The following is a 15,312-nucleotide window of genomic DNA, read 5'->3' as shown; positions in this document are numbered from 1 at the left end:
CACCATGAAAGTGATGCTTAGAAAAGACGCCAAGGGAATCTTGTCCGCCTATATACCGAAGAAGGATCTGGAGGAGCCCATCGTGTCGATGGAGCAGGCGGACATGTGGGGCGGCATTGTCACGCTGGCCAACGGCTGGCGTCTGGAACTACCGCAGATGGGACCTGAAACAGCATTGCCGATCACCGTGGAAGCGCGTCGGCTGGGAGAGTAAAGATGATCACCGAAGACGATCTTGTGCGCATTGAGGGCTTGCTGGTTACGCCTGCGACGGGCACCAATCCGCTGACGGATTTTCGCAGTCGCTTCCCCGGTTTGTCGCTGACCCGTTGCGATGCGGCGGACATGAGCGATGAACAGGCGTTCCGCGAATATCCTGCATTCAATCTGTACCTGGTGGATGGCCGCGAGCACTGCTGGCAACTCACCGATGATCCGAATGCCGCAACCGGCATTGTTGTTGCGTCGCGCAACTGAGGACGCGCCATGGACCAAAGCTGGATTCCCCTTTCCGACCCTGACATCAGCCAACAGGAACTGGATGCAGTGCGCGACGTGCTCATCTCACCGCGCCTGAGCCAGGGGTCGGTGGTCGCCTCATTCGAGTCCGCTTTTGCCGCGTACACCGACCGCAGGCATGGCGTGGCAATGGCCAGCGGTACCCTGGGGCTGCTGCAGGCATTGAAGGCAATGGGCATCGGGCCGGGGGATGAGGTCATTGCTTCGCCCTACAGCTGGCATCAGATCGCCCATGCCATCGTGCTGGCGGGCGCAACCCCGGTGTTTGCCGACATCGAGTACTGGTCGGGCACACTGTTGCCGGACAAGGTCGTCACCAAAATCACGCCGCACACCCGCGCCATCCTGGCGGGCAACACCAACGGCCACCCCGCCCCCTGGCAGGCGCTGCGTGAAATCGCCAGCAAGCATGGCCTGCGGCTGATCGAGGATTCCACCGAAGCGATCGGCTCGACTTATCAGGGACGGCGAGTCGGCGGCTTCGGCGATTGCGCCGTGTTCGATTTTTCCCAGCCGAGCGCACTCACCTGCGGCGAAGGCGGCATGGTGGTGACAGACGACGCCGAATTGGCGAGCAAGCTGCGCTATCAGCGCACCCGCAAGATGGACGAGCGTTTTTCCGTGGTGATCGGCGGCAGCGTGCCGTATCAGGCCGGCATGAACGAGATGACGGCGGCGCTGGGATTGACCCAGTTGCAGCGTATCGACCAGATTCTCGAGCGGCGCAAGCAGGTCGAGCAGATTTACTACGACTACGTCAAATCGTTCGAAGGCATCAAGGATCCGTATATCGGGCCGGATGTGACCGAAGTGCACTGGTTTCTGTATCTGGTGCATCTCGGCACGCGCTTTTCAAAAAGCAGCCGCGACGCCATCGTCAACGACCTGCACACCGAAAAAATCGAGGGCGCGGCGTACTGCCAGCCGCAACATCTGCAGGCGTTTTACACCCAGCTGGGCTATCGCAAGGGCGATTTCAAGGTCACGGAAAAAGTGGCCGATCGCATCATTGCCTTGCCTTTCCACGCGCATGTGAACGAAGCCCAGGTGGGCTTCATCGTGCAGACCGCCAAGGACGCCTCGATCAACATCGGCGCGGGTGCGGCGATCTACTAATCAGGCGGGCAACTTTGGAAATCGCAGCTTTAGAAACCGCAGTGCAGTTGATTTACAGAGATGCCCATGACTTACATCCGACTCAGCAAACATCCAAGGAGCAATGCAATGCCCATGTTAACCATCAATCCTTCCGGCAAGACCATCCCATCCACCGAGGGCATGAGCATCCTCGAAGCCTTGCTCGCGGCCGGCGAGAAGATCGCGCACAAGTGCGAAGGCAAGGCCGAATGCGGCTCCTGCCACATCTTCGTCACGGAAGGGCGCAAAACCCTGTCCAAAACCCAGCGTCTGGAAAACGACAAGCTCGACACCCTGGTGGGCGTCAGCTCGAATTCGCGTCTGGCCTGCCAGGCGAAACTGGGCAACGAGAACGTGACAGTGGAATTGCTGTGACGCTGGCATGACCGGGCTTCGGTTCCGGTTCTTAAATTCATACAAGGAGTCACACCATGGAAAACGATCAAATCATGATTCACGTGCGCTTTGCCCCTGACGGCTCGGTGGCGACAATCGGCGAGTGTCCCGGTGCGTTGAGCGCGCAGGGCTGGTTCAATCTGCTTGCCAGTTCCACCACGGATTGCTACGAGACCCTGTCCGGCGGACGCGCGCTGTTCCGCCTGCCGAAGCTGCAGGTCGAGCAACTGAAATCGTCGGCGGCTTGAGGAGAGCGATCATGGATAAGGCCAATGCCCTGCTGAGCGAGATTATTTCCCACCTGGAAGAGGGCGGCATCGTTCCCTATCTGGGGCCGGGAGTGCTCGATCTGATTCCGGGCGGAAGCCCGGTTCCCAATTCTCCCGAGGCGCTGGTACAGCGGCTGGTGGCGAAATCGAGCGTGCCGCACAAGATACGCGGCAACCTCACCGCCACGGCGCAGTACATCGAGAACTTCAAGCACCGCAAGACCCTGGTGGGGCATATGGAGGAAGCCTTCGCCGTCGCGGCGCCCCCGACATTCCTGCATGACTACCTGGCCAGCATCGTGCGCAAGCCCTTGCTGATCGTCGATGCCTGGTACGACAACGCGATGGCCACGGCGCTACAACCGCACAACTTGTGGGGGCAGCTGCAAGGGGTGAGCCAGTCCGAGCATTTCGGCACCTGGGTGCATTACTTCAGGCCGGACGGGATGCGGGCGGATCCGTTCGAGGCGGACACCTGGGACACGCTGCTCTACAAGCCTTTTGGTTCGATTTCTCCAGCCAAAAACTTCCTGGTGTCCGACACCGATTTCGTCGAGGTGCTCACCGAGATCGACATCCAGACCCCAATCCCGGCCATCGTGCAGCAGTTGCGCACCGGTCGGCATTTCCTCTTTCTCGGCTGCCGCTTCCGCAACCAGCTGGAGCGTACCTTCGCGCGCCAGATCATGAAGCGCTCTTCCGATTTGCACTGGGCGGTGCTGCCGGGCGAACTGACCCGCAACGAAGCGCGTTTCCTGGCGGAGCAAAACATCAAGCGCATCGATATGCCGCTGGACGCATTCGCCCGACTACTGACCGGTGAAAAGGAAGCAGAAAAGCTGGCCGTTGCGGTCTGACGCAGCGCTACCCGTCGAGATCGGCACCGCCGGTTTTGACGACCTCGCCGCGTTGCAGAAGCTGCTGGGCGAACTCTCCACCCAGGAGCATGACTTCAAGCCGGATGCGGGAAAGCAGGCGGCCTGCGCCTCATTCTCGACGACCCCCCGGCGCAGGCAGATTTTTGTCGCTCTCCAGAAGCTTGTGCCAGTTCCAGCCATTCACCGATCACTAGCCAATGACTATTGATACTGAAACCCGAAGTTGGGATACAAGGCGTGGCTGGCCAACACGCGGATCAGAACTTGTAGCTGTACATCATTTGCCAGTTCACCTGACTGTGATCGATCTGCATGCCGCCGTTCCCGGCGGGCATGGCGGCGCCCGTACCCGTCACCGACACTTTCGGAACATAGCTCAGCGCGAAATTGAACGCGGACTGCTTGTTGAAGGCATAACCGAAGCCCCCCGTGTAGTGATTTTCGGCGTCCGCCGGCCACAGGTAGTTAATGAATTGATTCGGGATTGGATTCTTGGCGTAGTTATAGCCAATGCGGCCGGTCAAAGCATCGTTAAGCTTGTAGGACAGACCCATCGCCAGCACGATCTGGTCGTTCCAGTCCTGCTGGAATGGAGCGACGACAGCGCCATTCCTGTAAATGGTCACCGTATTCATGCTGCTGTTCCACATCACGTCCTTGACGTCGGCTGCGATCATAAGCCGGTCATTCGCCTGCCATGACAGGCCCAGGCCAAGGATGGGGGGCATGTCGAAGCCTTTAACCTTGTAAGTACCATCCTTGAGATCGGGCAGATTGGCGGCGGTCTGGTATACGCCACCGACAGTGAGCGCATTGTTAAGCTTGTAGGTGAAGCCGAGCTTGCCAGCCAGACTGTAACCCTTGGCGGCGCCAGTGTAGTTGCTGCCATCCTTGAAACTGATGCCGGCCTGGCTAGCCACCAAGTCCATGCCTGCCCAGACAATATCAATGCTTCCGCCCACGTTGAAACGGTCATTGACGCTGTAGGCCAGCGGGAAAATCACCCGTCCCACGCTCACTTGCGCCATGTCGCCATTGGCGTACTCGGTGCCCATACCGCCTTGCCCATAAAGACCAGCACCGTAGGCCAGCTTGCCCTGTTTTTTCACATAACCGAAGGCCGGCATGTAGAAGGCGTCCGCTTTGGATTTTCCCATCGTCCCTGGGGCCGACACATCAGGGCCAACAAAACCCAGCATCGCGTCCACCCGGCTGCCTTGTTCCATCAGACCGAGAGTGGCTGGGTTGTTCGCCATCGCAGCGTTGCCGTTGTCATAGGCCATGGCCGCGCCGCCCATGCCTGCGGCGATGGGCCCATAGCCTTCCATGAGCATGCCGTTGGTGGCCAGGGCCAGACCGGGCACAAACAGTCCCACCGCTGCCATCGTGGCAGTGAGTTTGTTCAGTTGCATTGCTTCTCCTAACGCTGTGGGGTGTGATTAAGAAAACAGATAACCGCATGTGATCCGCGTCACTCGCAATTTTCAGCATGCGGCTTCTGAAAACACGTCTTTTCAACACTTCTGGACGCGGGATTGTACTTTGCTCGCAGGATTTGGAGAAAGGTTTTATTTTGTGGCTCAGTCTGAAACTGGAATGATTTGCCTGCCCACAGGTGCAATTACTTCTCGCGAGCGCGTTATCATGGCGTACTTGGTAAACGTTGGGGACCGCTTTCGCTGGCTGAACGGACTTTCGATGGCGGACGATGACAATCGCTTGCGGGTCGGAAACACCAGCTCGCCTTCCGGGTAACCGCATTTTTGCATGCTGTGCATGCCTGCAAAGGCCGGGTAGCAGACATGATTATCGAAAGATTCGGTATCCCAGGCAATGCAACAAGGGAGGGGTAATTGTCAGCTGAAAAAATATTCTGCTATGGTTGTGCCCGGCATCATCCAGCGGGTGCCCAGGGCGAGAAGGTGAAGGACTCAAAGGGAAATGATCGCTGGTGCTGCAGCAAATGCGCAAGCGCCAAGCGCGACGCAGCGAGGCTCAAGAATATCCCGCATCGATTCTCAAAATAGACAGCTTAATAGGGCTGGAATTCCGGGCTATTAATCGTGGTTGTCTACGCGATGAGTGCAGCCAGGGTGCTGCCGTAGAATCAGATTTGGACAACCGATAGGGGACGTTGCCATTTACACAATAAAATTCAGACTCTTCCTGCCACTGCTTTTGTTGATGAAGTCTTGTATTGCAGTGGGCGTCGCAGCCCCCGTTCCGCTAAACGTAACCCATCTGAGCCCCATTGGAATATTCACGAGTTTTTTTCGTGAAACCAACGGCAGGCTGCCTTTGGACGGGGCTGTCAATGCCTTCGACTCAGGCGGGTTTTCACCCAGCGACAAATCCGTACTGAATTTCGGTATTGGTTCCAAACCGGTCTGGATACATTTCAGCGTTGAAAATAAAACACTTCAACCAGTACGACAGAGATTATCGATTGCGACGGCCTGGCTCGATCATATTGATATCTATTTTCGTCATGATGGTAAAACGGAGGCTGGATTTCGGGTAGGCGACAGAGAAAACTTTGCGGAACGCCCCATCGATAATCGTTTTTTTGTGTTTGACCACGCCTTTGCTCCCGGCCTGAGTGATGTATTTATCCGCGTGCAAACACCTGACCCCATGGTTCTTCCGATCTACCTGATGTCACCGGAGCAGGCGAGAATACAGGCCAAAATTCAGGATTACAGTTATGGATTTTTGTATGGGTTTCTGGCTGCCCTGATGATTTACAACGCCATGCTCTATGTTGGATTGAAGGATGATCGATACATCCTTTATTCCATCTATTTGGGCGCGTTTCTGCTGATGAATATTTCCTATACCGGACATGGTTTCGAATGGCTATGGCCGAGGGGCACGCGTTGGGAGCAGTGGTCCAATCCCATTCTCATGACACTGTATGGGGCAAGCGGCCTGTTGTTTGCACTGAAATTTCTGGACATCCGCAAGCATTTTGCGCACGTGTTCAAAGCCGTGCTTGCTTATCTGGGTTTGGTTGGCATCCTGATGTTGCTGGCAATTCTTTTTAATAGTCAGCGCGATGCCTTATTGCTTGCCTTTACGTTCGCGTTGCTGTTCAGTGGCATCATGTTGTATTTGGGCGGGATATCGCTGCGAGCCGGGCAAAAATTCGCGCGTTATTTTCTGCTCGCTGCCATTTCGGCCATGGTGGGCGCCTTAATTACCACTCTGGCTGTCTGGGGGTATGTTCCATTCACTATCTGGACATTCCGGGCCGTCGATCTGGGCATGCTGCTCGATGCAATCCTGCTGGCGCTGGCGCTTACCTATCAGTTCCGAAACGCACAGGCGGCCATGTCCCATGCTGAGCAAATGGCTGCGTTGGATCCCTTGACCGGCATCAACAATCGGCGCGCCTTTCGCGACAAAGTAACCCCTATCTGGAACATCGCACAGCGACATGATCGCGACCTGTCGATGATCATGTTTGATCTGGACCATTTCAAACTCATCAACGATGAGTATGGTCATGCCTGCGGTGATAAAGCGCTGATAGCAGTGGCGGATATCTTGAAATCAACCTGCAGAAAGCAAGACGTTATCACCCGCTGGGGTGGCGAGGAATTCATCCTGCTGCTTCCTGAAACCGGAGGCCAGGATGCGATCCTGATCGCAGAGCGATTAAGAACCGACATTGCGGCGCTTCGCCTGCAACATGAAAATTACGAGATCAGGATTACCGCGAGTTTCGGCGTGGTACAGAGTGACACGCAACATCAAAACCTTGATGCCATGATTTCCATGGCGGACAATTTCTTGTATCAGGCCAAAAAAGCCGGAAGGAACCGGTTGGCCACACATGAGCCGATATAGGAAGTACAGCGCAATCATGAGCGCCGGCAGCGGATTGCAGGTTCGTTGGATGGCATCTCCGTCGTGGACCTTTCCCCCTGAGCCCTACGCCTCCTGCCGAATCGTGCGTGTTGGAGAAAACAGCGGCGAGGGATGACCGTCGCCTTCGGCTGCGGCGCAGCTGTCATTGCCGACGAATCATTGCCTGTCAATTTCATCTGGCCAGGAGAGTGTGGCCACCGAATTTGATGTTCTGATAATCACGTTCGGTGATGGCAGTTGTGCAGCTTAAATCCGGTTTTTGCTGTGCAGACCATAGCGGTCAATCACGGATATGGCCGTGGAAAGATACTGAGAAGCGGGCAGGATTGCGATGGGGTTATTGCTGGTTCCAGTGCTGGCTTGTTGACCTGGAGAAGCGGCAAAGCTATCGGACAGGATGATCAGGATGACGTAAGGAGTGCGAGTGACACCAAGGGCTGAGATGTGCCATTAACCGACCTTCAAACAACAATGAAACCGTGGTCTGTCCCCGTTTATTCCAAACGCTTGTTAGGCATTACGCGTCAATATCTCGGTTGTTTTTCAAAGAGCCTCACAACTTCAACATCCAGAAGTAAGTGAGGGTTACACGTATATTCGAACTCACGCATTTGTTTGGCACTATGATCATTTGGGCTAGCCATTATTGCCGATGGTGGAGCATAAGCCTTAAGCAATACCCCGCCAGACTCCAATGAATTTAGACCGGATGCAAACATCAATGCGACATCAATCTCTGGCGTCCAACAGAAACCAATCTTATTTTCATCATACAAAAAACGACACTCCCCCCTATACAGGATAAGGCCCTTTCCTGAGTACCCAGGCAAAGCGATCTCTAGTACAGACAAGATGAGATCATCGTCTTTGATTTTTCTTCTTAAGTGACCACCATTGACGGTCCAAAGCGTATGAACGTTTGGTTTATCGAAAGGCATGGAGTGCGAGTTATTCAACATGTATTCAAAGACGGATCGCCACATTTTGTCGTCAACGTCACATTCGTACTCTCCTTGACAAAACTTTTCCGCAAGCAGGATATGTTTCTGCATATCTAAGTTGCCTAACGAAGCTGTATAAAAACCCCATTCTGCCCTGAACGATTCACCCGGACAAGGTCGAAGAAATAATCGCGATAACCACAGGAAATGCACATGGCCCGCTACAAGATCATTGATCGCAGTCCGCGATTTCTACCGGTGGTGTTGGATGCGCAATTGATGAGCGGCAGCTTCGAATACGCCTTGGACTACCTGATCGACCACGAGCTCGATCTTGGCGCCCTGGATCGCCGCTACCGCAACGACGACACCGGCAGCACCGCCTACGACCCCCGCGTCCTACTCAAGATCATCCTGCTCGCCTACAGCCGCGGCATGATCAGCAGCCGCAATATAGAGCGCGCCTGCCGCGAGAATGTCCTGTTTATGGCCATCTCCGGCGATTGCGCCCCGCAATTCACCACCCTGGCCAAATTCGTGCGCGAACTGCGCAGCGAAATCACCGAGCTGTTCACCCAAGTGCTCCTGACCTGTGATGCGCAAGGCTTGATCGGTCGCCAGATGTTTGCCATCGACGGCGTCAAGCTGCCCAGCAATGCCGCCAAGAAACGCAGTGGCACCCACGCCGAGCTGGCACGCCAAGCTGAGCGTATGGAAGCCGCAGTGGCCACGATCCTCACCACGCACCAAAGCCGCGATGAAACCAACGCAGTCGAGGACAACGAGCTTGATGTGCAACGCACCCAGAAACTCGCCACTGAAGCCGCGCGCATCCGCGCCTTTCTGGCCAAGCATAAGGAACGCCGCTCGCGTAAAGGCGCGATTCGTAAAAGCAACACGACGGACAATGACAGCGCCAAAATGGCCACCTCCAAAGGCGTGATCCAAGGCTTCACCGGTGTTGCCGCCGTCGACAGCCAACATCAAATCATTGTGGCCGCCACCGCCCTGGGCTCGGGTAGCGAGCAAGAAATCCTGCTGCCGATGATAGAGCGAACCCAGCCTTATCGCACGGCGCAAACCCTGATTACGGCGGATGCGGGCTACCACTCCGAAGCCAACCTCAAGCAATTGCACGAGCAAGGTATTCCGGCATTGATTGCCGATGGCTTGATGCGTAAGCGCGATCCGCGCTTAGTGGCTCAAGCCAGCCACCAGACCAAACCGCACCCTTTGCACGACAAGCGCCCACCCAAGCCGGACGGCAAGTTTCAACCTAAAGACTTCGACTACGACCCCGTCGCACAAACCTGCATCTGCCCTGCCGGGCAATCGCTCTACTCCAGCGGAAGTCATTGCACCACCCATGGCCGCACGCATCACAAGTTTCAGGGGAGCCAACGCAGTTGTGGGCCTTGCGACTTGCGTCAACGCTGCTTACGCCACCCCGAGAGAACGCGCACACGCCAAGTGGCGTTCTTCCAGAAACAGCAAGCCTCGCCGCTGCCCCACACCGAGCGCATGAAACAAGCGATTGATAGCGCCGAAGGACGTAAACGCTATGGGCAAAGAATGGCCACGGTGGAACCGGTGTTTGGCAACCTGCGCAGCAACAAGCGACTCGATCGTTTCACGCTGCGCGGTCAGGAGAAGGTGAATACGCAATGGCATCTCTTCTGTTTGGTGCACAACATCGAGAAGCTGGCGCATCACGGCTATGGGCGGTAGCCAACGATAGAAGGGGCATCATGCCCGCTATTCTGTAAGTCGAGTGGGTCAGTCGACCGCATTCTCTGAAGTGAAAATCACAAAACTATTTGTGTGCTGGCGCGGAATCGCTGCGGCGAGAAAATTCGCCTCAAAGAAATCTGAAAAGGGGTTTTTATACAGCTTGAACGTTAAAAATCAGCGGCCTGCGCGGCTTTTCGCGCAGGACCGCTGGATTGCAGGGTTGGGCGTAGGGTGCTATTCACGATGAGGCGAAGTTACCAACTCCGATACGGAACCTTTGACGACTCAACCAGAACTTCACGCTGAAAGCACCGGACAAGAAAGCTACGAGCAGACATTTCCGCTTGTCTTGGATGCGGTGTAGGGCCAACAATAATTTCTTGGATGCGGAAATGGCCTTCACGATCAACAAGCGGAAACTTGTAGTAGGGGGTGAGCATTGAGTTACCTAGGCGAAAATCGAAGGCTTTCGACCGACAACTTAGGGGCCGCGAGATAAGCCTCCATTCCTTCTCATCGCGAAAGGAATAGTCCTTGAGCAGCGGGGCATACCGATGCAGGTAGGCAATCAAGTTTCCGCCGGCGGGCAAATCGTCGTCATCGGTCGGTGCCGACATCTTTCTCTCGCGGTTCTGATCCAAGACCTCTTGGACTAGGGCGTCAACAACTTCTTGTTGAGATGCTGCGTCGTAGATGCAGGGTGCAAGATACCATTGTTCCTTTGCAGCAACTGTGGCAAGAAACTCACCAGGAAAGCCGATGGCGAACCCGGAAGTGGCGGAGCCATAAGCTCGCCACTGAGAGAGTGAATCTCGCTCTTCCGAAAATGAGCAGACGCAAACGTTTACGCTTTCTATTCCCGCCAGAGCGCTCTCCATTTCGCTTAAGAGTTCTCTGTCCTCTTCATTCGCGGATGCCGACCAAGCTCGTATGCGGTTCTGAACTAAGTCGATTGCATGAAGATACTCGCGACGGTCATTCAGATATTGCGTATGCGTTGCCCAGATTTCTGATTGGTCGATTATCCCAATGAAACCGGCTTGACCAGTGTAGTGATACAAGGGCCGTGAGGGTGTTCGAGACAATACTCCGTCGAGAATTGGCAACTTCATTCGAGTTCGGTCCTGGCGCTAATTCGACGCCCAATGATTATTATTTATGACGCCTATTATGCTCATGTAATTCACTGATTCGCAAGCGCTTTAATTTTCTTGTGTCTCTATAACAAGCCTCAATAATACGGACAGAGCGGACGCATCCGAACGGCCGTTTGAGATAGCGTATTGGGCAATCGGCGCACCAATATTGAATGGTTTGCTAATCGCTGGATTTCAGACGTTGGGAAATAAACTGTGATGGACTGTTCGGGGCCGATATCGGCCATACTCTCGGCTCGGCCCGTATAAGCTTCAACCTGCCAAATCACAACGCACAGCCAAAGAGCTTGGCTGAATGGCCCCCTTTAGCCGCGATGCTGCCTGCCCCGACTGACGACTGATCACTGCCAGGCAAGTCTGCCTAGAACCCGTCGCGCTGGCTGCCCCAGGGGTGCGACGCAGGGACCAGCGCGGCCTTGATCCCGGCTTTTTCGACGTCGGCCAGGGTTTTATAGAGTGTGGCTTCATGCGCAAGCATGCTGCCTTTCATCACGGCCACATAGCGGGCCGCGGTGTCGACCTCGCAGGTATACCCGCCACCGGGTTCCTCGACGCTACGCAAATTGCCATCCCAATCCATAAAAAAACCGCTCATTTTGTATCCTCGCTGATGCTGTTGTCAGGAATGCCATCATCCCGGCCATCACCGGGAAACAAGGTTTACAAGAAGCTCACCGCGCCGCCTGCAACAATCCCTTTTCCACCCTGCGCAGCAAACGCAGGCATTCGATGGTCGCGGCCATATCCAGCGCGCTGAAATCGTCCAGAGTCTTGAGTTGCGGGTCGGCTCCGGCGGCCAGGAGCTTTTCCACCACCGCATGTTTTCCGGTGGAGGCGGCGTACATCAAACAGGTGGCGCCATTGTCATTCTGATGATCGAGGGCGCTGCCGGCGCGGATCAGCACATCCAGGGTGTCCAGATTCGCGCCTACGCAAGCCAGCCAGAGGGCGTGGTTGCCGTCGCCATTCTGCGTGTGGGGAGAGGCTCCGGCCTGGATCAATTCGAAAACGATCGCGGTGTCGCCCGCTTTGCTGGCGCGCATCAGGGGCGTCATGCCGTGTTCGGCGACGGCCTCGAGATTGTTGCAGGGATAGCTGTGTTGCTGCAGCCAGTGTGCGAGTTGCGGGCTGAGCACCGGCGGTGCCGTTTTCAGGTGCAGCTGTTGCCAGGCCTCGAACCCGCCATCCAGGCTATAGACTTCCGCAAAGCCGAAATCCGCGAACATTTTCCCGTAAATCTGGCTGGCGTTGCCGTGGTAACAGTAAAGCAGCACCGGTGTGTCTTTCGGCGTGCCGAGGAGGGTGGCGTCGAGATTGTCGCTGGACAGGCGGCGTGCGGAGGCGATGCGCGCTTGCTCGAAGCTGTCGTGGTCGCGTGAGTCGAGTACCAGCACGTTGTCGCGCGCGAGCAATTGGCTGGCCGTTGCGGCGTCGATGCGCTGGAAGATTTTTGCGTTTTTCATGGGGTAAGCTCCGTCTCGGCTGCCGCTGTGCGTTCCGGGTAGGGCGGCAAGGTGGTGATGCGCGTATCGGTGAGCGCGCGGCCCACGGTGAAGTGGTAGAGCGACTGGAAATGCCGGCTGCGCAAGCCGAGCAGTTCGTGAAAGGCATCGTCGAGAAAGCAGCCGATGCCGGTGCCGCGCAGCGCCAGCGTTTCTGCTTCCAGGTACAGCACCTGGCCGAGCACACCCGCTTCCCAGTGCAACTGACGATAGCGCCAGGCGTCTTGCTGGATGCTGTGTTCGAATTCGGCCAGCATGCCCAGCGTGAAACAGCTGTCGGCGGCAATTGCCTGCTGGCAGCTGACGGCGCGGGCGACTTTCTGCCACTTGCCCGCTTGCAGGCGGAACAACGGCAGGTGCGCGGGACAGCCTGCCACCCGCTGCCACTCGAATTCATCGCTCAATTCCGCACGCAACCGCGCTTCCGCCCCAGCCTCGCGCACCAGGATGTAAAGCCCGGCGGGCACGTCTTCCACGCGGTGGACGAAAAATACCGGGTGAACCTGCGGCGCGTAGTCCCAGATATCCCACGGCAGGTGCGGATGGGGAAGCAGACTGGCGACGAGGCGGTAGAAGTCGGCTGCGGCCATGGTGAACTGCGGGTCGAAACGCTGGGCGCTGCGCCGCCCCATGATGATCTCGGCCGCAGGCAAATGGGTGGCGCAGGTTCCCGGCGAGTAATCCAGATGTCGCGTTACGCTAGCTGTGTTGTGATTGCTTTCGGTGGCCGACGCGACTTCGTCGATGACAGGCCAGTGGTACATGGGATGTGGGTCGAGAATGTTCGCCTGTCCCATCCAGCTGGTGTGAGCGGCGTCCCAGGGTGCGGGCTCGACCGGGGCCTGCGGGTGAGCCGGGCTGATGAGTTGCACTAGCAGATCCGGTTCCTCACGCTCGGCAACTGCGTAGTCCTGATCGCGCCCGGTGCCCAGCAGCGCCGCCAGGCGCGGGCTGTCGCAGCTTGCCAGCAGGCGCACCTGCCATCCCAGTAGGCCGGCGGCATAGCGCAGCGCGGCCAGCGCATGGCCGACATCGAGCTGGCAATAGCGGAAGGCGCGCTCGCCGTATTTCCAGGCCTCGCGCCAGTGGATGGAGGACAGTCCTATCCACAGGCCGGAGGGGTGCGCCGCAGTGGAGCGGCAGCGTTGTTCCAGCACATGGCTGCGGCTCGCGTAGTGGTACAGACCGTCTTCCAGTCCCTGTATGTCGTGCGCAATCACATACGCCTCGGTCGGATGAAGATTTCCGCTCGACGGATTGCAGCGTAACGCCCAGCGATCCGGCCCGTATTCTTTCCATGCGGAAAGGCCCAGCGACAGTTCCAGCAAAGCGCCCAGCGAATCGAGCGAGAGGGCAGGGGGATGAGTCTTTTCCGGCTGGTCTCCGCCGTCGGTCCAGGTCATGCGACCGGCGCAGAGCGGCAGGCGCACGGACGGGCTGTCCTTGAAGCTGCGGAATGGATCGGGCTGCATGGTCCAGTCCAGCGTCTCCGGACCGGAGGCATAGCGATCAGGCCGGTGCTTGGTGCGCTCGTGGTAGGCGAACGCGACCTGCGCGCGTTCGGTGTCCTGCGGCTCGCTGTTTTGTGACGTGGGGCATGGGGTTGCTGCATGGGGGCGCGAGCATTGCTCCACACCCTGTGGCACATTGCTATTGCTCGCAACGCCCAGCCGCTGTTCGATCTGCGCCGCATCGAATCCCGCCAGGCGCCAGCCATCCGCCTCGATCAGGGGGCGCCGGATCAGCAGCGGGTCGTTCAGCATCATGTCCAGCGCGGTTTGGGCGTCGATGCGGGCGGGATCGATTTCACCGGACTTCAGTTGCGGCGCGGCGCGGTTGAACCAGTCGGCAACCGGCAGGGCCGTGAAGAAATCGCGCAGCCGCTGCGCGGTCCACGGCTCACTCAATAAATCCCGTGCGATGACTTGGTGGCCTGCATCGAGCAGCAGCCGCTTCTGGCGTGCGTTGGTTGCACAGCCCGGTTTTTCGTAAAAAATGAGTGTGGCCATCATGCGTCCCTTTTCACGTTTTGCGCGAGCCTGAGCAGCGCTTCGGTCTGCGCCTCGATACGCTGCCTGACTTCCTTGTCCAGCTTTTTCAGCCAATACCCCGGAATGCCGGAAACTCCGTAGGCTGCGCCGGCCAGCATGCCGGCGAGAGCGCCGTTGGTGTCCGCGTCTTCCCCGCAGTTCACCACCTCGGTAACGCAGGATTCGAAACTGTCGGTGCGAAAAAAATGGTAGAGAACCGTCTGCACCGTATCGACGATGTAGCCCGATGCATGTCTGGTATAGGGGTCGAAACGGAACACCGGAAACTCGCCGGTAAGGCGATTCGCTTCCGCGCGGCAGCCCTTGATTCCGCCGCCCTGAATCAGGGCTTGCGTCATTCTTCCGAGCGCCAGGGTCGCGGCGTCCGACAAGGGGTGGTGATGGGTGATATGGCATTGCGCCTGTGTTGCCCGGGTGAATGCGTCACCGTCATGCAGCATCGCCAGCGCCAGCGGCAGATTGCGCATGCAGGCACCGTTGCCGCCATCGCCCTCATTCGGCTGGCCTGTCAGCGTGCCGTCTGCCATATAGCGCTGGATGCCACGACGGCAGGTGTTGCCCACATCCACCGGCCGGGTCTTGAGCCAGGCCACGAAGGCATCGGCAGCGGCAGTCGCGTTCCAGCCGCCGCTGTCGATAAGCGACTGCGCCAGCGCCAGCGACATTTGCGTATCGTCGGTGATCTGGCCCGGCTTGAGTTTGAGCCAGCCGCCGCCGATCAGGTCGCGGTGGATGCCGTAGGTGTGCTGAATCTCGGCGGGCATCATGAATTCAACCGTTGCGCCCAGGGCATCGCCGACGGCGAAACCGAGATAAGCGCCCAGTGCACGTTCGTGTACTTCATCGCGAGCCACATCCATC

At 57.4% G+C, this 15,312-nt stretch carries 16 protein-coding genes; 9 read left to right on the top strand and 7 right to left on the bottom strand.

Going from position 1 to position 15,312, the window contains the following annotated elements:
• Positions 1-4: 4 nt before the first annotated feature.
• From nifT to ACFDAU_RS11790, 7 genes are all read left to right on the top strand, one after another.
• Positions 5-214: a putative nitrogen fixation protein NifT gene (nifT, locus tag ACFDAU_RS11820; protein ID WP_413437105.1), complete on the top strand. Its 210-nt coding sequence runs from the start codon at positions 5-7 to the stop codon at positions 212-214.
• A gap of 2 nt (positions 215-216) precedes the next feature.
• On the top strand, positions 217-477 hold the full coding sequence (locus tag ACFDAU_RS11815; protein WP_413437104.1) for a hypothetical protein: 261 nt from the start codon (positions 217-219) through the stop codon (positions 475-477).
• A gap of 9 nt (positions 478-486) precedes the next feature.
• Positions 487-1,635 (top strand): DegT/DnrJ/EryC1/StrS family aminotransferase, encoded by a 1,149-nt coding sequence (locus ACFDAU_RS11810; RefSeq protein WP_413437103.1) that lies wholly within the window; start codon positions 487-489, stop codon positions 1,633-1,635.
• Positions 1,636-1,743: 108 nt separating this feature from the next.
• Positions 1,744-2,031 (top strand): 2Fe-2S iron-sulfur cluster-binding protein, encoded by a 288-nt coding sequence (locus ACFDAU_RS11805; RefSeq protein ID WP_413437102.1) that lies wholly within the window; start codon positions 1,744-1,746, stop codon positions 2,029-2,031.
• A 56-nt stretch (positions 2,032-2,087) separates the two neighbouring features.
• On the top strand, positions 2,088-2,300 hold the full coding sequence (locus ACFDAU_RS11800) for a hypothetical protein (RefSeq protein WP_413437101.1): 213 nt from the start codon (positions 2,088-2,090) through the stop codon (positions 2,298-2,300).
• A gap of 11 nt (positions 2,301-2,311) precedes the next feature.
• Positions 2,312-3,178, top strand: coding sequence for an SIR2 family NAD-dependent protein deacylase (locus ACFDAU_RS11795; protein ID WP_413437100.1), 867 nt, complete (start codon positions 2,312-2,314; stop codon positions 3,176-3,178).
• Positions 3,168-3,407: a hypothetical protein gene (locus ACFDAU_RS11790; RefSeq protein ID WP_413437099.1), complete on the top strand. Its 240-nt coding sequence runs from the start codon at positions 3,168-3,170 to the stop codon at positions 3,405-3,407. The genes ACFDAU_RS11795 and ACFDAU_RS11790 overlap by 11 nt, the downstream gene beginning before the upstream one ends.
• Before the next feature lie 49 nt (positions 3,408-3,456).
• On the opposite strand, the gene ACFDAU_RS11785 is transcribed toward ACFDAU_RS11790, so the two are convergent.
• The gene (locus tag ACFDAU_RS11785; RefSeq protein ID WP_413437098.1) at positions 3,457-4,611 is read right to left on the bottom strand and encodes an OmpP1/FadL family transporter; all 1,155 of its coding nucleotides are present in this window, start codon (positions 4,609-4,611) and stop codon (positions 3,457-3,459) included.
• 790 nt (positions 4,612-5,401) lie between these two features.
• On the opposite strand from ACFDAU_RS11785, the gene ACFDAU_RS11780 reads away from it, so the two are divergent.
• A complete protein-coding gene (locus ACFDAU_RS11780) occupies positions 5,402-7,048 on the top strand; it encodes a diguanylate cyclase (protein WP_413437097.1) in 1,647 nt (548 codons plus the stop codon).
• Between the two features lie 545 nt (positions 7,049-7,593).
• Here ACFDAU_RS11780 and ACFDAU_RS11775 read toward each other — a convergent pair.
• Positions 7,594-8,121, bottom strand: a complete 528-nt coding sequence (locus ACFDAU_RS11775) for a hypothetical protein (protein WP_413437096.1) — start codon at positions 8,119-8,121, stop codon at positions 7,594-7,596.
• 102 nt (positions 8,122-8,223) lie between these two features.
• Here ACFDAU_RS11775 and ACFDAU_RS11770 point away from each other — a divergent pair, with 102 nt between their 5' ends.
• Positions 8,224-9,738 carry an IS1182 family transposase gene (locus ACFDAU_RS11770; RefSeq protein ID WP_413436705.1) on the top strand — a complete coding sequence of 505 codons (1,515 nt, stop codon included), beginning with the start codon at positions 8,224-8,226 and terminating at the stop codon, positions 9,736-9,738.
• Positions 9,739-9,995: 257 nt separating this feature from the next.
• Here the strand turns inward: ACFDAU_RS11770 and ACFDAU_RS11765 are convergent, their stop codons facing one another.
• From ACFDAU_RS11765 to draG, 5 genes are all read right to left on the bottom strand, one after another.
• A complete protein-coding gene (locus ACFDAU_RS11765) occupies positions 9,996-10,853 on the bottom strand; it encodes a DUF2971 domain-containing protein (RefSeq protein WP_413437095.1) in 858 nt (285 codons plus the stop codon).
• Positions 10,854-11,259: 406 nt separating this feature from the next.
• Positions 11,260-11,493 (bottom strand): hypothetical protein, encoded by a 234-nt coding sequence (locus ACFDAU_RS11760; protein WP_413437094.1) that lies wholly within the window; start codon positions 11,491-11,493, stop codon positions 11,260-11,262.
• A 76-nt stretch (positions 11,494-11,569) separates the two neighbouring features.
• Positions 11,570-12,361 carry an ankyrin repeat domain-containing protein gene (locus tag ACFDAU_RS11755; RefSeq protein WP_413437093.1) on the bottom strand — a complete coding sequence of 264 codons (792 nt, stop codon included), beginning with the start codon at positions 12,359-12,361 and terminating at the stop codon, positions 11,570-11,572.
• Positions 12,358-14,412 (bottom strand): ArsC/Spx/MgsR family protein, encoded by a 2,055-nt coding sequence (locus tag ACFDAU_RS11750; RefSeq protein ID WP_413437092.1) that lies wholly within the window; start codon positions 14,410-14,412, stop codon positions 12,358-12,360. The genes ACFDAU_RS11755 and ACFDAU_RS11750 overlap by 4 nt, the downstream gene beginning before the upstream one ends.
• On the bottom strand, positions 14,409-15,311 hold the full coding sequence (gene draG, locus ACFDAU_RS11745; RefSeq protein WP_413437091.1) for an ADP-ribosyl-[dinitrogen reductase] hydrolase: 903 nt from the start codon (positions 15,309-15,311) through the stop codon (positions 14,409-14,411). Before draG ends, ACFDAU_RS11750 begins: the two co-directional genes overlap by 4 nt.
• Between the last annotated feature and the right edge of the window lies 1 nt (position 15,312).

This window comes from Sulfuriferula sp. GW1 (assembly GCF_047300855.1).
Lineage (GTDB): Bacteria > Pseudomonadota > Gammaproteobacteria > Burkholderiales > Sulfuriferulaceae > Sulfuriferula.
The sequence above is the reverse complement of the archived record's forward strand: the minus strand, read 5'-3'. Positions and strand labels throughout refer to the sequence as shown.